Source organism: Litchfieldia salsa (assembly GCF_900104555.1).
GTDB lineage: Bacteria > Bacillota > Bacilli > Bacillales > Bacillaceae_L > Litchfieldia > Litchfieldia salsa.
The window spans coordinates 1-20,871 of sequence record NZ_FNJU01000007.1 but is presented as its reverse complement, the minus strand read 5'-3'; the positions used below and the strand labels follow the sequence as shown (position 1 = coordinate 20,871).

Below are 20,871 nucleotides of genomic sequence, written 5' to 3'. Positions count from 1 at the left end.
TACTAATATTCAAATGAATGTTTGAATGAAAAGGTGTGATATGTTTGAAGCATGATGATTTATGCGAAATCAACTGTATTGATGAAAAAAAGGTAAGTTCTCTAAAAATGGAAGTATTTAATCAAAACACATTAGAGGTTTCTAAAATATTCAAGGCCTTGTCTGATGATACTAGAGTTAAAATTGCTTACGCCTTAAGTATTGAGAGTGAATTATGTGTTTGTGATGTAGCAAGTATTGTTGGCAGTACTACTGCAACCGCATCACATCATTTACGCCTACTCCGTAATCTAGGTTTAGCGAAATATCGGAAAGAAGGCAAATTAGTTTATTATTCTTTAGATGATGAACATGTACGACAATTAATAAAGATCGCGTTTGAACACCAAAAGGAGGTGAAGCAACGTGGATAAAGCATTGGAGTCAAAAGGTGTTGTATATCGAGTTCAAGGATTGTCTTGAGCAGGCTGTGCAAAAACATTCGAAAAGAATGTTGAACACCTGGATGGTGTTGTTAATGCAGATGTTAATTTCGGTGCATCGAAAATCACCGTATATGGAGAAACTACAATTAAAGAACTTGAAAAAGCAGGGGCTTTTGAAAAGTTAAAAGTCATCCCTGAAAATGAACGGTTTGAAGAGAAGAAAGAATCTTTTTTCAAGAAACACTGGAATGTTGTAGTATCGGCTTTATTTCTAGCGATGGGTTGGTATGCTGGAGAGGTGTATGGAGAAGATGTAAGTTATTCAATGATTGCTTATTTATTATCGATCATCATTGGTGGTTACCGTTTATTTCAGACTGGGTTGAAGAACTTGCTTCATCTTCGATTTGATATGAAAACATTGATGACTGTCGCTATTATTGGAGCGGCTTTTATTGGAGAGTGGGGCGAAGGGGCGGCAGTTGTCATTCTATTTGCGATAAGTGAAGTACTTGAGTCCTATTCAATGGACAAAGCTAGACAGTCAATAAGATCGTTAATGGATATTGCTCCTAAGGAAGCTTTAGTAAGAAGAGGGTCACAAGAGTTAATGGTCGCAGTCGATGATATACAAATCGGTGATATTATGATCGTAAAACCCGGTCAAAAGTTAGCGATGGACGGTATCGTGGTTAAAGGGAATTCCACGGTGAATCAAGCAGCGATTACAGGGGAATCAGTACCTGCGGATAAAATAGTTGGGGATGAGGTTTTTGCTGGAACCTTAAATGAAGAAGGATTACTCGAAATCGAAGTGACAAAGCATGCTGACGATACTACGATCGCTAAGATTATCCATCTTGTAGAAGAAGCTCAAGGAGAAAGAGCACCTTCACAAGCATTTGTTGACCGATTTGCTAAATATTATACACCTATTATTATGTTAGTCGCACTTGGTGTCGCAGTGGTTCCGCCATTGCTCTTTCAGGCAAGTTGGAGTGAATGGATTTATCAAGGGTTAGCCGTCTTAGTTGTAGGGTGTCCTTGTGCATTAGTTATTTCTACTCCTGTTTCGATTGTTACAGCTATTGGAAATGCAGCTAGAAACGGAGTATTAATCAAGGGTGGAATTCACTTAGAGGAAACCGGTGCTCTAAAAGCGATTGCATTTGATAAGACAGGAACCTTAACAAAAGGTAAACCGGCAGTCACTGATTTTATAGCGATTGGAAAAATGCCGGGTGACGAGATGTTAAAAATAATAGCAGCAATGGAAAGTAACTCACAGCATCCGCTTGCAGGTGCAATCGTTAGAGACGTTGAACAGAGAAACTTAGACTATTTATCTGTCGAAATAGAGGAATTTTCTTCTCTTACTGGTAAAGGGATTAAAGGGAAGTTCAATAATAGTTTGTACTATATCGGTAATCCAGGGTTATTTAATGAGTTAAATCCCAACCTAATAAAGGATTCGCTTCGTGTAGAGATACTGAGGCTACAAGAAGAAGGAAAAACGGTTATGGTGGTAGGCACTGATCATGAAATTGCTGCTCTTATAGCTGTAGCCGATGAAGTACGAGAAAGTAGCAAAGAAGTGATTACAAAGCTTCATAAATTAGGGATTAAGAAGACGATTATGCTTACTGGAGATAATCAGGCTACAGCAAATGCAATTGGATCACATGTTGGTGTCACTGATATTCAAGCAGAGCTTTTGCCACAAGATAAGTTAGACTTTATCAAGAAACTTAGAGACAAATATGACAAAGTTGGAATGGTTGGAGATGGAGTAAATGACGCACCAGCGTTAGCCTCTTCTACAGTTGGGATTGCTATGGGCGGTGCAGGTACAGATACTGCTTTAGAAACAGCTGATATTGCTCTTATGGCAGACGATCTAACAAAACTTCCATTCACAGTAAAACTTAGTCGAAGCACGTTAAGAATTATAAAGCAAAACATCACCTTTTCAATTGGTATTAAGTTATTGGCGTTGTTATTGGTTATTCCAGGGTGGCTAACACTATGGATTGCCATTTTTGCTGACATGGGCGCTACATTACTTGTCACTTTAAATAGCCTTAGATTAATGAGAGTAAAAGATAAAGAATAACAAAGAAGAGCTTTCACTTGTGGAAGCTCTTCTTTGGGGTGCCAGGCACCGAAAGTGGGACTTTTTTTGTCCCATATCAAAGGAAGGAAAATGGATTCTTCTTTATATTTCACTTTTAAGATCTCAATTGGATAAGGTATAATATAACATAGTGATTTTAATGATCTCCAATACATAGTTTTGGAGCTATATAAATAGTACTTATAACTTGAATACCATTAAATGTAGATTTAATCGAGAAAGAGAGTGGGCAATATGGGCCGTAAGTGGAATAATATTAAAGAAAAAAAGGCGTCAAAGGATGCAAATACGAGTCGTATTTATGCAAAGTTTGGGCGTGAGATTTATGTTGTTGCAAAGCAAGGAGAACCTAATCCAGAAGCAAATCAAGCATTGAAGGTTGTTCTAGAACGTGCAAAAACATATAATGTACCAAGAGCCATTATCGATCGTGCAATAGAGAAGGCAAAGGGTGGTTCTGAAGAAACATATGATGAGCTTCGATATGAGGGGTTTGGTCCTAATGGATCAATGATTATTGTTGATGCGTTAACAAATAACGTTAATCGTACAGCCTCAGATGTTAGAGCAGCCTTTGGTAAAAATGGCGGTAATATGGGGGTAAGTGGTTCAGTTGCATATATGTTTGATGCGACAGCTGTAATCGGAATTGAAGGAAAAAGTGCTGATGAAGTTCTTGAAATTTTGATGGAAGCGGATGTTGATGCACGTGACATTTTAGAAGAAGAAGACTCGGTAATCGTTTATTCAGAACCTGATCAATTCCATGCAGTGCAAGCAGCACTTAAGGATGCTGGTATTACAGAATTCACAGTAGCTGAACTAACAATGCTTGCTCAAAATGATGTTGAGCTTACACAAGATTCACAAGCACAATTTGAAAAATTGATTGATGCATTAGAAGATCTAGATGATGTTCAACAAGTCTACCATAATGTGGATTTAGGGGAATAACATACCTATTTATAGAGGTGTTAGGTAATTTCTTTATAGTATCGATTGATATTATGAGGAAACTTTATCTGACACTTTTTTTTGGAAAAAAAATATAAGTGATTTGATTATTTTCTATAAAGTAGATGCATAAATTTGTAAAGAATATCCTAAAACCAAAACGTTGACTGTATGGTTTAGGATTGGTAAGATAAGATATTACTAATTATATAGAGTGAGAGGGGTGAGTAAGTTGGGAAGTTGTATCGAATTGGCGAATTAGCAGAAATTAAAGGCGTTTCTAAACGTACCATCGATTATTATACCCAGTTAGGCTTACTAAACCCAATCAGAACGGAATCTAACTATCGGTTATATGGAGAAGAAAATGTTAGAATACTTGAACTTGTTGATCATTATAAAAAACTAAATGTACCCCTAAACGAAATGAAAAGTGTGATCACATCGAATAATTTGAACTCAAATGATGAAATTGATCGAGAAAAAGTTGAGGCACATGTAGAGCAAATCGCAGGGGTTATGCAGCATCTCCAAAAAGAACTAAAAGAAATTAAGCCTATTCTCGATAAGTTAAATGATCAACAAAAAGAAGTGTTAATGAACAAAGTATCTCCACAAAGTATTACGTTAGCTCAAACCTTAGTCTTATTGTTTAGTTAAGATGAAGGAAAAAAAGTAATCGATAATCTATCTTTTACTTATATTATAGGAGGTGGATTCCTTTGTCGTACTTTTACGACAAGGAGCCTATTTGGACACTTTTAATTTAATTTTGGTAGCTATTTTATTAGCGTTGACTGCATTTTTTGTTGCTTCTGAGTTTGCGATTGTAAAGATTCGTAGTACAAGAATTGATCAATTAGTTGCAGAAGGGAACTTGAATGCAATTGCAGCCAAAAAAGTAATTGCAAACCTTGACGAGTATCTGTCAGCATGTCAATTAGGAATTACTGTTACCGCATTGGGATTAGGTTGGCTTGGAAAGCCAGCAATTGAGTCTTTACTACGTCCATTATTGGAGTACGTTAATCTGTCGGATTCAGTTTTAACGATTGCTTCTTTCATCATTGCATTTACTGCTGTTACCTTTCTACATGTTGTATTTGGTGAATTAGCGCCTAAAACGCTCGCTATACAAAAAGCAGAAATGGTGACTTTAATATTTGCACGACCATTAATTGTTTTTTATAAAATCATGTTTCCTTTTATAAAAACGCTTAACGTATCTGCGCGTTTATTAACTAGTCTATTTGGATTAAAGAGAGTATCTGAACATGAAACAGCTCATTCAGAGGACGAATTAAGAATGATTTTATCAGAGAGCTATAAAAGTGGTGAAATTAATCTAGCGGAATACAAATATGTTAATAATATCTTTCAGTTTGATAATCGTATAGCAAAGGAAATCATGGTACCGAGAACAGAATTTATCGCCATTGATAAAGCTGATTCTATAAGGGAATGTATTGACTTGGCGACCATTGAAAATTACACAAGATATCCTGTAACAGATGGTGATAAAGACAATATCATTGGTTTAGTTAATATGAAGGATGTATTTACTGATTATGTAAAGGGGATCGATGTCGAGGATTCCATTGAAGTTTATATCCGACCGATTATTCAAGCGATTGAGTCAACTCCTGTAAATAACTTACTTTTAAGAATGCAAAGAGAACGTGTCCACATGGCGATTCTATTGGATGAATATGGTGGAACGGCGGGTCTTGTGACGGTAGAGGATATATTAGAAGAAATCGTTGGAGAGATTCGTGATGAATATGATGAAGATGAAGTCCCAGAAATAAAAAAAATCAATGAGTATAAAACCGTTGTTGAAGGAAAGGTTTTGCTTGGTGAAATCAATAATTTGTTTGGGTTAAATATTGATGATCGTGATGTTGATACTATTGGTGGTTGGGTATTAGCCGAAAAAATTGATGCAAAGCAAGGCGATATACTGAAGATTGATAATTATCAGCTCAAGATTCTAGATATGGAAGGTTATCATATCAAATATTTAGAAATACTCAGAGGCGTTAAGCAAGACAGTATCGCCTAATAATAAGCCTGTACTTAGATGCCAAGAGTATCTGAGTGCAGGCTTATTTAAATTTAAGGCATACCAATAGCGGTCCAAGTGATAGTCGTTTTTATAAACTCAATCGGATAAATGTTGAACAATGTCTTCTGAGTTCTTTAATCGATTCTTAATTGCTCTTTTACGGTAAAGCATTGATCCGATTTCAGCGATGTCATTTATAGCTGCCCGATTGTTATAGGCTCCAAAGATCATTCCTGCAATTGGAACCATTTGAAAAAGTTTTTTCCAGCCAAATTGATCACGGTAGGTAGTAACAACTTCTCGCCAACCCTGGAGTTGGGAAATCATCTCATTAGATCTGCCTTCATCCTCAAAATGGGAAAGTTCTTTTAAAATAGCTTGTTTTCCTACAATATCGGAAGAGGAAAATTGTAGACACTTAATAATGAAAAGTCTTTCTTTTTTATCATTGGGATTAAATCCATGAATAATTGCAATATCTTGTAGTACCTTTAATGAAAGACCTAGCATGGCTGGAATGTCTACTGCCAGAGTGAAGATTCCACCTATTCCTGTTGTTGCACCTTGTATCGTTGCAAGGCTAGTCCTCTGTTCTGTGATAATCTTACTTAACTCTTTCATCTCATCAATCGATAGACTGTTTATATCTTCAAAGCTGTTAATAGAACGTTCAGTTTTATTCTCGATGAAAGAGAACATCCTTTTTTCATTGGTTAAATATTTTCCACCGGAATGAAGAAAGTTACCCATTTCATCTAAAAGAGTTCCTATTTTTTGATGGATGATAGTAGGAATCATTTTATCTAATAGTTTAAATGGTAATCGTCCTAGTTTTTCCCAAAACCATAATCCCTGCTGACCCTTTTCCCATGCTTGTATGAGTAATAATTCTTCTTGTAACTGTTGCTGCTGTTGTTCGATCATCATTCACAACCTCTTTTTGTTGTGGTTCAAGTTTTTCACATCTTTATTTATCTTTTTATTATAACCATCGAAGTATAAAATAAAATAGAGTAATGTATAAAGGACCTGTAAAAGATTTAACATTGCTAACGGTATCTATAGGTGATAAGATGATATACACAAAAGTGCGAGGATTGTTACTGTTTTAGGCAGGCAAAACCTTAAACCATTATAAATAGACTGTTTACTTAAACTATTGAAGGTGATAAAAAATGAAAATAGCCAGAGTATTTAACAACAATGTTATAAGTGTTCTTAATGAAGCGGATGAAGAACTAGTCGTAATGGGTAGAGGTATTGCGTTCCAAAAGAAACCTGGAGATGTAGTAGAAGATGAAAAGATAGAAAAAGTATTCGCATTAAAAAATAAAGAAATGACGGAAAAATTTAAATCTCTACTATATGAAGTACCGTCAGATTATATGGAAGTTACTGAAGAAATTATTCAAAATGCTAAACAAAAGTTAGGGAAAGAACTAAATGATAGCATTTATGTTTCTCTTACTGATCATATCAATTTCGCAATAGAAAGAATCAAGAAGGGGCTTATTATCCAAAATGCATTATTATGGGAAATTAAGCGTCTGTATAAGGTTGAATATGCGGTAGGGAAAGAAGCACTCGAGATGATTGAAAGAAAGACTGGAGTTGTTCTTCCAGATGATGAGGCTGGATTCATTGCTACTCACATCGTCAATGCGGAATTGAATGAAGAGATGCCGAATATAAAGAATCTTACAAAGGTTATGCAAGATATCCTAAATATTGTTAAATATCACTTCAAAATTCAATATGATGAGGATTCATTGAATTATTATCGATTTATTACCCATCTGAAGTTTTTTGCTCAAAGGCTATTCAACGGTGCTTATATGGATAGCAAAGATGATTTTCTTTTTCAAGCGGTTAAGGAGAATCACAAGAAAGCATATGAATGTACTGTTAAGATTAATGAATACATTCAAAAGAAATATAATCATGAATTAACTAACGAAGAAAAATTATATCTGACGATTCATATTGAAAGAGTTGTAAATAGAAAATAATATAAGGGGAAATTTCTACTTTAGGAGAGGAAAGCTTTTCTAAAGTTTTTTTAGTTGGAAAAGTGAGTTGTTTTAAGAGGGTTAAATATAAATGAAAGCGTTTTAAAAAATGCGCAATCCTACTAATTTAATAATAGGAGAGGGAAAATAATTAAGTTTGCTGGTGGCTGTGTGTTACTGAGTGTTTATGATAAACATTCAGTAAGTAATCAAGTTCTTGACTAGATTTTATCGTTTCTTCACTTAATAAACCTTTTTCGATTCCAATTGTGATCATTTCAATTCGCTTATGATTAATTTGATAGAGAAGAATTTTCGCATCCAATTGCTTTACCTCACTAATTGATATTAAAAAATGCATAGTTCTTTAATAGTATGACTAAATTATGAAAAAAATTAAACACCTTCTACAAACAAAGTCAAAACAAAACATGGTTCGACAATCTAATAAATTCATCTCATTAAGTATTGATCGTTTTCTTTAACAGGTTTACTTTAACCTTTTTAGTTGTTTCCTGAACGACAATGACTGCAATTATGACCAAACTAATCCCCATATACTGCCATATACTTAACTTTTCATCAAAAATCATGAAACTGAACAGAGATGCAACAACTGGTTCAATCGTTGCAATGATTGATGCTCTACCAGATTCGACAGTACTTAGCCCTTTCGTATATAAGATATAGGCAAGGGTGGTTGAAAGAAATCCTAACCCTAAAATATTAAACCAGGCAATTGGTGAATTTAAAATGTGAAGACCCTCCCATAAACCGCTAAAAGGTGTAATGGCAACAGCTGCAAATATAAAAGTGTATAAAGTCACTGTTATAGAATCGTATTTTTTAAGTGCGTATTTTCCGAAAATACTATAAAGTGCATAAAAGAATCCTGAACCTAGTCCAAGAAGTAATCCATATGTAGAGATAGAAGGTGTTGCATTTGGGAAAACGCCAATGACAAACGAACAACCAATTAAAGTAATGAATAGAGCAATCATTTTTCTTAGTGTGAACGATTCTTTTAGAAATAGCCTGGATAGTATAATAACAAATGCAGGTGCTGTATATAAAAGGATTGAAGCAATTGAAATTGAAGTTTCTTGAATCGCATAAAATAAGCACAAATTAAAGAACACAATACTAATTATCCCAGTTCCAATAAAAAATTTACTATCAGATAACTTAATTTTAAATAGTTTCCTATTAAGGGAACTGACATAGAGTAGTAGAAATAGTGATGAGGTTAACACTCTGATCGCGACTACTTGTATAGGAGTTAATCCTAATCCATATAAATAGCTTACAAAAACACCGATTACGCCCCACAGGGAAGCGCCTATTCCAATATATACTAAAGGTAAATTTTTCTTCATAGCTTCCTCCTAACTTCCATTAAGGTTATTGACTCATATTAGCAGATAATTGCTTCATTTTAAATGCATATTTTTTTGTGGGATAGAGTTAAATAATTTGGATTTATAGCATAAATATTATAAATATTTAAAAAATAATAAATATTGTTTCATTTTTAGGCTTGTTATCTTATAATAAAAAAATCTTAATAGAATTGGGGGCAATATCTTGGAAAAGATTATTGGTCAAATTAATGGCATTATATGGGGACCAGGACTTATTTTCTTATGTTTAGGGGTTGGGTTATACTTTACCATTGCTACAAGATTTCTTCAGATTAGACATATGAAGGATATAGGAAAGTTAATGTTTCAAAAAAACAGTTCGACAGAAGGGATTTCATCTTTCCAAGCTTTAACGATGGCGTTATCCGGAAGAGTTGGAACTGGTAACATCGCAGGTGTGGCTACTGCGATTGCTTATGGTGGTCCAGGTGCTGTTTTTTGGATGTGGCTGATTGCCTTTTTAGGAGCTGGTTCGGCATTCGTAGAAGCAGCTTTAGGTCAGGTTTATAAAACAAAACAAGACGGACAATTTCGTGGTGGTCCAGCTTACTATATTGAAAAGGGATTAAAAGTAAAGTGGTATGCTGTACTATTTGCAATTGTTACGGTGATTGCAACTGGTGCTCTTCTGCCTGGAGTACAGGCAAATAGTATTGCAACAAGTGTGGATAATGCATTCGGTATCCCGACATGGGTTACTGGGGGTGCAATTGTTATATTTTTAGCCATTATTATTCTTGGTGGGGTAAAACGTATAGCTAGAGTAGCTGAACTTGTTGTTCCATTTATGGCTATTGGTTATATTGCTGTTGCTCTTTTGATTATCGCAATGAATATCTCACAACTACCTGATGTTATTTCATTGATCTTTTCAAGTGCATTTGGTGGAGACGCTGCATTTGGTGGTATTATAGGAGCGGCGATTGCTTGGGGAGTTAAGCGTGGAATTTACTCAAATGAAGCTGGTCAAGGAACTGCACCACATGCTGCAGCAGCTGCCAATGTTTCTCATCCTGCTAAACAAGGGATCGTTCAAGCATTTTCTGTTTATATCGATACATTGTTTATCTGTTCAGCTACTGCATTTATGATTCTTATTACAGGCATGTACAATGTTACTCCAGAAGGACAAGAAGCGATTGTTACAACAATGGGTGAAATGAAACCAGGTCCAGGATATACTCAATCAGCAGTTGAATCATCATTACCTGGTTTTGGTGCTCCTTTTGTAGCCATTGCTTTATTATTCTTCGCATTTACAACAATTATGGCGTACTATTATATGGCTGAAACAAATTTGGCATACATTAACCGTAAAGTTAAGCGGGTATGGTCAGAATATCTTCTTAAATTTATCCTTTTGGGAATGGTGTTTTATGGAAGTGTTAAAACAGCTGATTTAGCCTGGGGACTTGGTGATATAGGTGTAGGAAGTATGGCTTGGCTTAATATCATTGCGATTGTATTGCTAACCAAACCTGCCTTGAAGGTTCTTAAGGATTACGAAACTCAGAGAAAAGCAGGAAAAGATCCAGTGTTCGACCCAGTGAAGGCAGGAATTACAGATGCGGATTATTGGGAAAATGAATATGTATATGAAGAATCACAACCTGCTCAAACAACTTCTTCAAAAAACTCAGTAACTAAAAATTAAAACAAACTAACCTAAAGTGCTTTAGTATCTTTTCATTCACTCTAATTGAATGAAGAATACTAGGCACTTTTTTTATTTATCTAAACATGTTCATAAAAATCTAACCTTTCTGATATTTTGTGTTGTAATGTTTCATATCATCTTATATAATGATAAATAACAACAGATGTTAGGAAAACTAACATTAAAAAAGGGGAGTATAAAATATGGATTCAGTATTTTTAATGAACAACTTGTGGGTAACCGTTTCTGCTATTTTGGTATTGTTAATGCAGGGTGGATTTATTTTACTTGAGGCTGGCTCTACTAGAATGAAAAATGCTGGCCATGTTGCAGGAAAAACGGTTTTTACAATTGGCTTAGGTACATTAGTGTTTTGGGCAGTTGGGTATGGTCTTATATATGGTGAGGGTAATAGTTTCATAGGTTTATCAAATTTCTTTTATGGTGATTTTACTACTATGGGTGAAGGTTTAGCTGGATCGGTGGACTTCTTTTTCCAACTAGCGTTTGCTCTAATCGCATTGACGATTGCCTTTGGTGGGTTTGCGGAACGTGCTAAATTATCAGCATATGTTATATTCGCAATACTGTTTTCAATCCTAGTATACCCAGTGGTTGCACATTGGATTTGGGGTGGAGGATGGTTATCAGAACATGGAAAGCAAGATTTTGCGGGATCAACGGTAGTGCATTTAACAGGTGCGATGGCTGCGTTAGCTGCAACAATCATTTTGAAACCACGTATCGGAAAATACGGTAAGAATGGAACTTCAAATGAACTTGCTGGACATAACCAAGTATATACTGCTCTTGGAGTAATGGTTCTTTGGGTAGGCTGGTTCGGGTTCAATGCAGGTAGTACGTTTGGTGTTGATAGTGCATTCTTTGGATATGTTGCTCTAAATACACAATTAGCGGCTGGAGCTGGTGCAGTAGCAGCAATGTTTATTGTGTGGGCAATTACTGGTAAGGCCGATATTCCAACAACATTAAATGGTGCATTAGCAGGTCTTGTTGCAATTACAGCATCATGTGCATTTGTAGCTCCTTGGGCAGCTGTCGTTATTGGATTGGTTGGTGGCTTGCTTGTATTCTTCAGCATGAAGTTCTTTGATAAGGCGAGAATTGATGATCCAATCTTTGCATTATCTGTTCATGGTGCAGCAGGAATTTGGGGGACTATTTCAACAGGATTCTTTGCGACACCAGAATTAGCTGAGATGAATACGGGGGCTGCAGGATTGTTCTATGGTGGTGGATTCCATCAATTAGGTGTTCAAATTATGGGTGTTGCATCAGCTGGCTTATATGCATTTGTTGTTTCATTTATTGTCTTGAAGATAATGAGTGTTGTAATGAAGGGGATAAGAGTAACTGAAGAAGAAGAAATTATTGGTCTTGACTTAAGTGAACATGGTAGTTATGGTTATCCTGAAAACATGCCTCAAAAAGGTGAACATACAGGTGCATAAAAGGACCAAGTTAATAATGGTCGAAAATGGTGGTAAGGAATGAAATCTAACTTAGATTTTCTTAATAAATGGAGAGAAGAAACAATTTCAAGTGTATATGGTAATTATGAACAACTTAATTATTTTCATGATGAACTAATGAAAAAGGCTGTTAATATTGCAATAGACAAAGTCAAAAGTGAGCAGGGTGACCCCCCTGCCCACTTTGCTTTTTTTTTAATGGGTAGTTCAGGCAGAGGTGAACAATCTATATGGAGTGATCAAGACCATGGAATCATTTTTGATGGCCCTGAGGAAGATAACTCTTATTTTTTGACTCTTGGAATCGAAATTTCGATTTCATTAAAAGCTGTTGGCTATGCTTATTGTGAAGGTAAAGTGATGGCTTCGAACCCATTGTGGTGCAAGTCTAGTGTTGAATGGAAGCAACAAATTAATGATTGGTTACAAGAAAAGAGCTGGGAGTCTATTCGGCATTTTTCTACTTTTTTTGATTCACGCGTACTAATTGGGGAGGGTCATTTATTATCCGAGCTTAAAGAGTTATCTTTTCAAAAGGTTGAGGAAAATCCACAGCTCTTTGGGCGTTTTATTGAAAATGTGAGTCATATAAAAAAGGGGATAGGATTATTTGGTCAACTTTTAACTAGTAGTCATGGTGAGGATGCCGGGAGTATCAATTTAAAAGAAAAAGTATTTTTCCCCTATGTTAACTCATTACGAATCATGGCACTGAGAGAACATATAATAGCTCCATCCACTTTAGCGCGGTTTCGAGAATTACCACATACGTATACTAATATAAAAGAGTATGAGACTGAATTTATTAAGTTATTAAATGATCGTCTTTATCATCAAAGAGAGTCAGAGTCATATCACCAAGTTCATTTATTAAAGGTTGATCGACTGAAGAAAGATGAAAAACAGCAACTTAAGCGCATTATGAAAAATGGTTATAGACTTTTTGCTGAGACGAAGGCAATTGTTGAAAAGGGTGTTAAATATGGGGCTAAATAATATGGTGCAATTTGTAAAGCAACTGTCGGGTAGATTAACACCTAATATGTATTCGTCAGTAGCAAGTCAGAATGATGCTGCTAGTATAGCTTATTTGAGACAATTACAGAGGGAGTTAAAAAGAGAGGATGTACTTGATATTCCCTTCTCTGAGCTTAAGGTGACTGTCTTTGATTTGGAAACAACAGGATTTGATCCTAATAAAGGGGATCGAATTCTTTCAATTGGCGCTATAAAAGTGGAAGGTAACAAAGTGTGTGAGGAAGAAACCTTTTATTCGTTAGTACAAAGTGCTGAAGAAGTATCAGAGGAAATCGCAGATTTAACTGGAATTACAAAAAATGAATTGAAGGAAGCGCCACCTATTGAGGTTGTTCTTAAAGAGTTTTATCAATTTATCAAAAGTGATACACTAATTGCTCATCATGCAAATCATGAAAGGAAGTTTATGGATCATGTTACATGGTCAATTTTAAGAAAAAATTTCCAACACCGTATTATAGATACATCCTTTTTAACGAAAATTGTTGAACCTGAAAAAAATCTAGTATCACTAGATGAGTGTTGTTTTCATTTTGGAATAGAGAATAAACAAAGACACCATGCATTACATGATGCCATAGCTACTGCGCAATTGTGGTCTAATAATGTGTCGGCTATACAAACTCTTGGATTTTCAGATCTGAAGGATGTATATACACATTTAGCAACCAATAGAAGATGAACGACCAAAGCCACTATAAAAAATAGATGGCTTTATTTCACTTCTTTGATAATTCTTTTTTCATTAAAATATGAGGAATACCATCCTCTATAAATATGTCTGAAGCCTTATGGTAGCCTAACCTTTCATAAAAGCCTGCTGCCTGTTCTTGACCATGTAACTTAACTTTGTAAGCATCGTCTTTAATAGAAATATCTTCGAGAGTCTGTATAATCAACTTTCCCAGTCCGTACTGACGATAATGAGGCAAAATGCATATACGTTCTAATTTACCCTGGCCTTCTACATATCTAATTCTCCCTGTTCCGACTGCTAGATCTTGAAAATAGACTAAGATGTGTGTTGAATGACTATTTAATTGATCGAATTCATCGAACTCAAGTTCTAAAGGGACTCCTTGTTCTTCTACAAAAACCTCTTTTCTTATAGAAAACGCTAAATCTAGGTCGCTATTATTATCAATGATCTTTGATGTCATCTTATTGGTATCCTCCTTTTTCTTATAGGTACAAGTATAGTGGTTTAGGTGTGAAAGTGGAACAGTTAGGTTTATTTAGTGAATGAAATTAGATGGGAGTAGTTATCTACTTCTCTTTTTGATGAAAAGTGAAAAATGAAGGACAATAGAAGATAAGAACATTTTACCTGAGTCAATTATTAACGATTTTAGTAGGAGTTATGATATTGTTTTACTTAAGAATGACATTGTATATCAACTTTTAGTAGGGATTGTTTCCTTGCTATTTGAAAATGGAGGAAAAAGATTGTGGTTAGTAGCAAAGTATTGTCCATATTAGAAGAAAAGATAAAAATTATAGATAATAATGGCGAATCCATTTACTTAGTAGGTCCAATTAGATTACCAGTTAATCTAGAGGGAGAAACGACTGTTTTCCAATGGTATTGTTGGTTACGTTGCAGTGATATTGAAGGGGATTTTTGTGGAGATGGGTCTTATAATTTGGAGCGGGTTATTGAAAAGTTAGCTTCATCAAATTTAGCAGAGATGCAGCAATCAAGTGTGTTGGTTTATGGTGATTTTGAAGAATCTGAAGAAACCCTTATTCGAATGCACAGTATATGTCACACTGGTGATATTTTTGGAAGTAAACGTTGTGATTGTGGCTTCCAGCTTAAATCTGCAATGAAAATGATCGCAACACAAGGATCTGGAGCTTTATTTTATCTAGCGAATCATGAAGGAAGAGGGATAGGGTTGTTTAGTAAGGCGATGGCATATATTCTTCAGGAAGAAGGTTTCGATACTGTAGAAGCCAATATAAATTTAGGTTTTGTTGATGATGCTAGAAATTATGAAGATGCTATATTAGTTCTAAAAACATTACGTTCTAAACCAGTTACACTTATCACAAATAACCCTAGGAAGTTAGAAGCATTACAGGATTCAGGTGCTAATGTAACAGGGCGTATTCCTTTATGGGGTGACTTTTCGGAATTCAATGAGAAATATCTAGAAACAAAGATCGTTCGTTCGGGTCATTTTAGAGGTGAAATTTCTAATGAATAATCACGAATTTTATATGAATATCGCATTACAAAATGCGATCTCAATGAAAGGGCAAACTGAACCTAACCCACTAGTTGGATCTGTTGTCGTTAATGAGAATCGAATCGTTGGGATTGGTGCTCATCTTAAAGCTGGAGAACCACACGCTGAAATCCATGCACTAAGGATGGCTGGTGATAAGGCTGTGGGGGGGACAATCTATGTAACGCTTGAACCTTGCTCCCATCATGGTAGAACAGGACCTTGTGCTGAAGCAATCGTAAGAGCTGGTATTAAAAAGGTTGTTGTAGCAACATTGGATCCAAATCCTATGGTGTCCGGAAACGGAATTAGAATACTGGAAAATGCAGGTCTAGAAGTGACTATCGGAGTCTTGGAAGAAGAATCTAGGAAAATGAACGAAGTATTTAATAAATTTATCGTAGAAAAGATCCCATTTCTTACCTTAAAATCGGCCACTACTTTGGATGGGAAAATTGCTGCTCACACATCTGATAGTAAATGGATTACATCTGAGGAAGCTAGACGTGATGTTCACCAATTACGACATGAAAACAGGGCTATTTTAGTGGGTGTAAATACAGTAATTAAGGATAATCCTGAGTTAACTACTAGAATAATGAATGGACGGAATCCGATTCGCGTTATTTTAGATAGCAATTTAAGAATTCCACTCGAGTCTAGGGTTGTTATAGATCAACAGGCCGATACATGGGTGTTCACAAGTCAAAACTATTCTGTAGAAATGAAAAAAGTGTTGGAAGAACGTGGTGTCCAAGTTTATGTCACTTCTGGTAAAGAACGGGTTGATTTAAGGGATGTTTTAAGTATTTTAGGTCAAAACGACGTATCTTCACTGTTAATTGAAGGTGGTGGGGAGGTAAATGCAGCCTTTATTGCAGAAAAGTTAGTTGATAAGCTTGTTCTTTATATTGCTCCTAAGTTAATAGGAGGTAAAGAGGCTCCGACCTTCTTGGAAGGTGTAGGAATCGATAAAATGAACGATGCAATTGAATTTTCTAATATAGATATGACTAAAATTGGACAGGACTATAAATTTACGGGTTATCCGAAATATTGAATCACAAACCTTACTCTAAAAACAGAGTGAGGTTTTTTTATGCTCTAAATTATAAAGGGATATATAGTAATAATTACAATAAAATAAGCGGGATACAAGGAGTTCGGTAAGGTAATTATATCAATGTTCCACAATTCCAAATTGAGAGGAGGAAATTGAAAATGGCAAAAGTAATGGGTGTGCATGAAACATTAGAGGTTCACGAACTTCTTACTTTTAAAAACATTTGCTTAACTAAGTCACAAACAATGAGTGCTCTAGTTCAAGATCAGGCATTAAAGGACATCTTAAGTCAAGATGTTACTGCTTCTAGACAACATATTCAACAACTACAAGGATTTTTATCATAATCAAAATTAATGGAGGTGTTTGGCAATGGCAACAATGATGCAGAATATAGCGGGTATGGGTGCAATGACTGACCAAGTTATTGCAACTGATTTATTAATTTCAGCAAAAGCGGGGATAAAAAATATAGCTATAGCTATTACAGAATCATCAACTCCTGAAGTTAGATCTGCTCTTCAACAACAGTTTAACGATGCTGTTCAATTACATGAGCAAGTTTCTAATTATATGATCAGTAATGGGTATTATCACCCTCAGGATGTACAAGAACAACTAAGAGTAGATCTTAATGCTTCTCAAACAGCTTTAAATCTTACGAATCAATAATAAATCTTAATTGGTGGCGTCATATTCTGACGCCACCCCTACATATTTCCAATTTTTATTAGGTGTTTTGTTTCGTAAATATTGGAATCATAAAAACATGAAAAAGGAGGAGAGTCCATGTCTAAAGATAATCAAAAATCGAATGAAATTGCAGGAAGATACTATCAAGTTGAGGATTATAAAAGCAATGATGAGTTAGCTTCAGGCCTAGCTATGACGCACGAACAAGTAAGTGATTCGTACATGGAAGGTGAAATTAAAAGTGTTATTGATGATGTAAATGGGAAAGATATCGAAGTTCCGAGAGTTGGTTACGAAGAGGAATAATTGAACAATGGTGTGGGGTTCATACCCCACCATTTTCTTTGAATCTTCTCCATAAAGGAAGGAATATGATGAAAGAAAAAAAGAGTCAAAACCAATCAAAAGGGAATATGAAGTGGTGGCAACTATCGCTGTTTGGAGTCGGTTGTACGATTGGAACAGGTTTCTTTTTAGGTTCTAGTATCGCAATTACGAAGAGTGGGCCAGCAGTCTTAATTTTATTTATTCTGGCAGCAATTGGAACTTACTTTGTATTTGATGCTCTTGCCAAAATGACTGCATCTGATCCACAGAAAGGTGCATTTCGTACATATGCCAAAAAGGCATTTGGGCATTGGGCTGGATTTAGTATAGGTTGGGTATATTGGGCTTCAGAAATGTTGATCATGGGTAGTCAGCTAACGGCATTATCAATCTTTTCTCAATTTTGGTTCCCGAATATTCCGCTATGGATTTTTGCTACAGGGTATGCAATTTTAGGAATTATTGTACTATTAATAGGTGTTAAATGGTTAAATCGAATCGAAGGTATGCTTGCGGTTATAAAGATTGCGGCTATCTTAATGTTTATTATCATTGCGTCTGCTGGATTGTTTGGAATGTTTGGAGGAACTACAGATGCTGCGATGCCGTCTACAATTAATGAGTTCTTTCCTAGACCTTTTCTCGGATTATGGTCTGCTTTAATTTTTGCTTTTTATGCCTTTGGTGGAATCGAAATAATGGGCTTGATGGCAACGCAGCTTAAAAATCCAAATGAGGCTCCAAAATCTGGGAAAATAATGATTTTGTTGCTAACAGTTATTTATATTTTATCAATTGGATTAGCGGTCATCATGGTACCTTGGGATTCTTTTAACACTGAGAAAAGTCCTTTTGTCACTGCGTTAAAAAATTATGATTTGCCGTTTATTCCTCATTTGTTTAATTCAGCTCTTATTATTGCAGGTTTCTCAACAATGGCTGCAGCACTATTCGGTGTTACGAGTATATTAGTAAATCTTTCAGAAGATGGAGATGCACCGCGTTTTTTTTCAAAGAAAGGGAAACTGAAAATTCCAATCCCTGCATTGGGGTTAACAACGGCTGGATTAGTTACTTCTATTGTATTATCTTTACTAATGCCTGATTCTATTTATGAATATATTACAACGGGAGCGGGATTAATGCTCTTATATAATTGGGCATTCATCTTATTGTCGGCGTGTCGTATTTTACCTCCAAGCAAGATGGATCGTTTAAAATATTATATAGGGTTAGCGCTCATCTTTTTGGCGGTATCAGGGACCATTCTTACAAAGGAAAGTAGGCCGGGCTTTTTTATTAGTTTGGGCTTTATTATAATAATAGGAAGTATTGCGTTGAAAATGAACTCTAAGTGGAAACAAGGGGATAATAAGAATAGTACAGACACTCTGTTTAAAAAAATGGAAAAATCCTAAAGAAACCTTCGATTTACCGACTATTCTAGGTGAATCGAAGGTCTTTACTATTCTAAATTCCGATGAGTAGTTTTACTCCTTGGATACCAAAATAAATTCCGAATCCTATAAGAGATAAACCTGATAGAAAAGAGATCAGTATAAGCAGTTGTGTGGTTAAGAGTTTCCGGAAGCTACTTGAAATAGCGGCCATAGCTACATCCCATATAAGGAGACCGATAAAGATTGCTGCACTGTATAATATGAGTTCGGCTTGTGCGTATGTAGAAGCTGTTTTTGCTAAAACTGAACCAAATATTCCTAACCAAAAAAGAATGGTTAAGGGGTTAGTCAGTGACATTAAAAAACCAGAGAGGAATGCTTTGTAAAGAGGTTCACTCTGATCTCTGTAGCTTTTTGTTTGAATCTTACCTGCGCTAAAAAGACTCTCAATGCCTGTATAAATTAGCACAAAAGCTCCAAATAACCATAAAAAAGTTTTAATTATAGGTGTATCTATAAATTGTACAACCCCAAAATATACGATTAACATATAAATGCCATCTGCTACGACTGCCCCTACACCTACGAGCCACGCATGTAGAAATCCGTTCTTAATTCCTCGATCAATTTGAGCAGCGTTGACTGGACCTATTGGTGCAGCTAATGATAATCCTAATAAGATATAACTGAAAAATACACTCAATCTCTACACCCCTTTGAATAGTGAAGGCTTTTTTCTGAAAGGATGTTGCTAATTGCTCGATTTTAAAGTAGATTACACTAAATTGTCCTCATGCTCGGTTGTTTCTCAGAGGAAAAAGTGTCAGCTCTACTTAATCGTGCTTATAAAAGACTTTACAATAGCAACAAAATTTATGAAATAGCCAAAGTAAAAGAACTTGTCTACACATCCTATTCATCTATCCTTGCTTGTACTACACAAAAGCAAGGAATAACAAAAATAAAATTTATAGAATAGGTTCCGGTAAAGGTGTGAATTTTAAGTTGTAGAGGTGAAGCTAATGAGTTTTGATGATTATGAAAGGTTCTTAGATACTTTAGAACGTGCTCAAAGTGCTATTTTTAAAGCGCAAGCGTTAAATAATCCGGAGAGTATGCAAAAGGCAGAGTATGCCCTGGCTTTATCTAAAAAGTATTTAAGAGAAATTGAAGAACAACTAGTTGAGATAGAAGAGATTGATAGAAATGATATTCAACGGAAAAAAGAACATATTAAACATCTTTCGGAAGCGTTTGAATCAATTAGAGCATATTAAAAGAGGCTGTCCCATAAGTGCCTGGCATCACCCGAAATCCTCAATATCTAATCTTTCTTGGGGAATGATGCCTGGTACTCTTCCTTGGAACAGCCTCTTTATGCTATTTCTTTTTCTTATTTTGTTTTTTGTTTTCAGTATCTTGTTGAAAAGCACTTTCAGTTTCGTGATCATTCTTTATTTGCTCAATGCTACTGTTTGTTATGCCGTCCTTTTTCATATAATATCACCACCTTTTCACAATAATAGTATTTTGTCTAATACAAAATGGCTTATGCAGAGAAAGGTAAAGTTCTTTTGATTTTGACGTTAGGAGCTAACTTGAGAGTTGGTGAGCCTGGCTTACTTCCATATTTTGATAGTTGTTTATACATTTAAATGTTGATAGTATATGTAACAGATTCTTCTTTCTCAGAACGTCATTTCGCAGAAGTTGACAATAACGAGTGATTGTTATACAATGATTATTGTTGTTAGATAAGAAATCTTGTTTCTCTAAGACTTCACAGAAGTTGACATAAAAGAAATTGAGTGTTATAGTAATTAAGTTACCATTTTTACTCGATATGATGTCAGTTTTCAAATGTGTTGACATTGAAGAGATAGGAATGTTATATTAGTAAAGTTGTTTTTTTGAAAAGCTCTTTGAAAACTGAACACAATAAACAAACGTCAACGTTTTAA

At 35.3% G+C, this 20,871-nt stretch carries 23 protein-coding genes; 17 read left to right on the top strand and 6 right to left on the bottom strand.

Annotated elements, in window-relative coordinates; genetic code table 11:
* Window positions 1-44 precede the first annotated feature (44 nt).
* The 5 genes from BLQ56_RS14145 to BLQ56_RS14125 all read left to right on the top strand — a co-directional run bounded on the left by BLQ56_RS14145 (window position 45) and on the right by BLQ56_RS14125 (window position 5,575).
* Window positions 45-413 (top strand): ArsR/SmtB family transcription factor, encoded by a 369-nt coding sequence (locus BLQ56_RS14145; protein ID WP_090855539.1) that lies wholly within the window; start codon window positions 45-47, stop codon window positions 411-413.
* Window positions 406-2,538 (top strand): heavy metal translocating P-type ATPase, encoded by a 2,133-nt coding sequence (locus BLQ56_RS14140; RefSeq protein ID WP_090855536.1) that lies wholly within the window; start codon window positions 406-408, stop codon window positions 2,536-2,538. The genes BLQ56_RS14145 and BLQ56_RS14140 overlap by 8 nt, the downstream gene beginning before the upstream one ends.
* Window positions 2,539-2,793: 255 nt before the next feature.
* On the top strand, window positions 2,794-3,513 hold the full coding sequence (locus BLQ56_RS14135; RefSeq protein ID WP_090855533.1) for a YebC/PmpR family DNA-binding transcriptional regulator: 720 nt from the start codon (window positions 2,794-2,796) through the stop codon (window positions 3,511-3,513).
* Window positions 3,514-3,753: 240 nt separating this feature from the next.
* Complete coding sequence (locus BLQ56_RS14130; protein WP_090855532.1) at window positions 3,754-4,173, top strand: MerR family transcriptional regulator; 420 nt, start codon at window positions 3,754-3,756, stop codon at window positions 4,171-4,173.
* 91 nt (window positions 4,174-4,264) lie between these two features.
* Entirely contained in the window at window positions 4,265-5,575 is a 1,311-nt protein-coding gene (locus tag BLQ56_RS14125; protein WP_090855530.1) for a hemolysin family protein, read from the top strand.
* Window positions 5,576-5,674: 99 nt separating this feature from the next.
* Here the strand turns inward: BLQ56_RS14125 and BLQ56_RS14120 are convergent, their stop codons facing one another.
* Window positions 5,675-6,502 (bottom strand): EcsC family protein, encoded by an 828-nt coding sequence (locus tag BLQ56_RS14120; protein WP_090856032.1) that lies wholly within the window; start codon window positions 6,500-6,502, stop codon window positions 5,675-5,677.
* 251 nt (window positions 6,503-6,753) lie between these two features.
* Between BLQ56_RS14120 and licT the strand changes: the two genes are divergently transcribed.
* On the top strand, window positions 6,754-7,587 hold the full coding sequence (gene licT / locus BLQ56_RS14115) for a BglG family transcription antiterminator LicT (protein WP_090855528.1): 834 nt from the start codon (window positions 6,754-6,756) through the stop codon (window positions 7,585-7,587).
* 151 nt (window positions 7,588-7,738) lie between these two features.
* Here the strand turns inward: licT and BLQ56_RS14110 are convergent, their stop codons facing one another.
* Window positions 7,739-7,912 carry an aspartyl-phosphate phosphatase Spo0E family protein gene (locus BLQ56_RS14110; protein WP_238457269.1) on the bottom strand — a complete coding sequence of 58 codons (174 nt, stop codon included), beginning with the start codon at window positions 7,910-7,912 and terminating at the stop codon, window positions 7,739-7,741.
* A 136-nt stretch (window positions 7,913-8,048) separates the two neighbouring features.
* Window positions 8,049-8,963 (bottom strand): DMT family transporter, encoded by a 915-nt coding sequence (locus BLQ56_RS14105; RefSeq protein ID WP_090855524.1) that lies wholly within the window; start codon window positions 8,961-8,963, stop codon window positions 8,049-8,051.
* 208 nt (window positions 8,964-9,171) lie between these two features.
* On the opposite strand from BLQ56_RS14105, the gene BLQ56_RS14100 reads away from it, so the two are divergent.
* From BLQ56_RS14100 to BLQ56_RS14085, 4 genes are all read left to right on the top strand, one after another.
* On the top strand, window positions 9,172-10,662 hold the full coding sequence (locus BLQ56_RS14100; RefSeq protein WP_139163100.1) for an alanine/glycine:cation symporter family protein: 1,491 nt from the start codon (window positions 9,172-9,174) through the stop codon (window positions 10,660-10,662).
* Window positions 10,663-10,868: 206 nt separating this feature from the next.
* Window positions 10,869-12,137 (top strand): ammonium transporter, encoded by a 1,269-nt coding sequence (locus BLQ56_RS14095; protein WP_090855518.1) that lies wholly within the window; start codon window positions 10,869-10,871, stop codon window positions 12,135-12,137.
* A gap of 39 nt (window positions 12,138-12,176) precedes the next feature.
* Window positions 12,177-13,154, top strand: a complete 978-nt coding sequence (locus tag BLQ56_RS14090) for a DUF294 nucleotidyltransferase-like domain-containing protein (RefSeq protein WP_090855515.1) — start codon at window positions 12,177-12,179, stop codon at window positions 13,152-13,154.
* Window position 13,155: 1 nt separating this feature from the next.
* Window positions 13,156-13,878, top strand: coding sequence for an exonuclease domain-containing protein (locus BLQ56_RS14085; RefSeq protein WP_238457268.1), 723 nt, complete (start codon window positions 13,156-13,158; stop codon window positions 13,876-13,878).
* A 37-nt stretch (window positions 13,879-13,915) separates the two neighbouring features.
* Here BLQ56_RS14085 and BLQ56_RS14080 read toward each other — a convergent pair whose 3' ends face one another.
* Window positions 13,916-14,356, bottom strand: a complete 441-nt coding sequence (locus BLQ56_RS14080) for a GNAT family N-acetyltransferase (protein ID WP_090855508.1) — start codon at window positions 14,354-14,356, stop codon at window positions 13,916-13,918.
* 288 nt (window positions 14,357-14,644) lie between these two features.
* On the opposite strand from BLQ56_RS14080, the gene BLQ56_RS14075 reads away from it, so the two are divergent.
* The 6 genes from BLQ56_RS14075 to BLQ56_RS14050 all read left to right on the top strand — a co-directional run bounded on the left by BLQ56_RS14075 (window position 14,645) and on the right by BLQ56_RS14050 (window position 18,928).
* Window positions 14,645-15,406: a GTP cyclohydrolase II gene (locus BLQ56_RS14075; RefSeq protein WP_090855505.1), complete on the top strand. Its 762-nt coding sequence runs from the start codon at window positions 14,645-14,647 to the stop codon at window positions 15,404-15,406.
* Complete coding sequence (gene ribD, locus BLQ56_RS14070; protein ID WP_090855502.1) at window positions 15,399-16,487, top strand: bifunctional diaminohydroxyphosphoribosylaminopyrimidine deaminase/5-amino-6-(5-phosphoribosylamino)uracil reductase RibD; 1,089 nt, start codon at window positions 15,399-15,401, stop codon at window positions 16,485-16,487. Before BLQ56_RS14075 ends, ribD begins: the two co-directional genes overlap by 8 nt.
* Before the next feature lie 161 nt (window positions 16,488-16,648).
* Window positions 16,649-16,837 carry a hypothetical protein gene (locus BLQ56_RS14065; RefSeq protein WP_090855496.1) on the top strand — a complete coding sequence of 63 codons (189 nt, stop codon included), beginning with the start codon at window positions 16,649-16,651 and terminating at the stop codon, window positions 16,835-16,837.
* A gap of 25 nt (window positions 16,838-16,862) precedes the next feature.
* Window positions 16,863-17,162 carry a spore coat protein gene (locus tag BLQ56_RS14060; protein ID WP_090855492.1) on the top strand — a complete coding sequence of 100 codons (300 nt, stop codon included), beginning with the start codon at window positions 16,863-16,865 and terminating at the stop codon, window positions 17,160-17,162.
* 117 nt (window positions 17,163-17,279) lie between these two features.
* Window positions 17,280-17,489, top strand: a complete 210-nt coding sequence (locus tag BLQ56_RS14055) for a YozQ family protein (RefSeq protein ID WP_090855489.1) — start codon at window positions 17,280-17,282, stop codon at window positions 17,487-17,489.
* 65 nt (window positions 17,490-17,554) lie between these two features.
* Entirely contained in the window at window positions 17,555-18,928 is a 1,374-nt protein-coding gene (locus tag BLQ56_RS14050; protein WP_090855486.1) for an amino acid permease, read from the top strand.
* Between the two features lie 52 nt (window positions 18,929-18,980).
* Here BLQ56_RS14050 and BLQ56_RS14045 read toward each other — a convergent pair whose 3' ends face one another.
* The gene (locus tag BLQ56_RS14045) at window positions 18,981-19,613 is read right to left on the bottom strand and encodes a LysE family transporter (RefSeq protein WP_090855483.1); all 633 of its coding nucleotides are present in this window, start codon (window positions 19,611-19,613) and stop codon (window positions 18,981-18,983) included.
* 319 nt (window positions 19,614-19,932) lie between these two features.
* On the opposite strand from BLQ56_RS14045, the gene BLQ56_RS14040 reads away from it, so the two are divergent.
* Window positions 19,933-20,187: a hypothetical protein gene (locus tag BLQ56_RS14040; RefSeq protein WP_090855480.1), complete on the top strand. Its 255-nt coding sequence runs from the start codon at window positions 19,933-19,935 to the stop codon at window positions 20,185-20,187.
* A gap of 103 nt (window positions 20,188-20,290) precedes the next feature.
* Here BLQ56_RS14040 and BLQ56_RS14035 read toward each other — a convergent pair whose 3' ends face one another.
* A complete protein-coding gene (locus BLQ56_RS14035) occupies window positions 20,291-20,407 on the bottom strand; it encodes a biofilm-forming protein (protein ID WP_090855477.1) in 117 nt (38 codons plus the stop codon).
* Window positions 20,408-20,871: the final 464 nt, after the last annotated feature.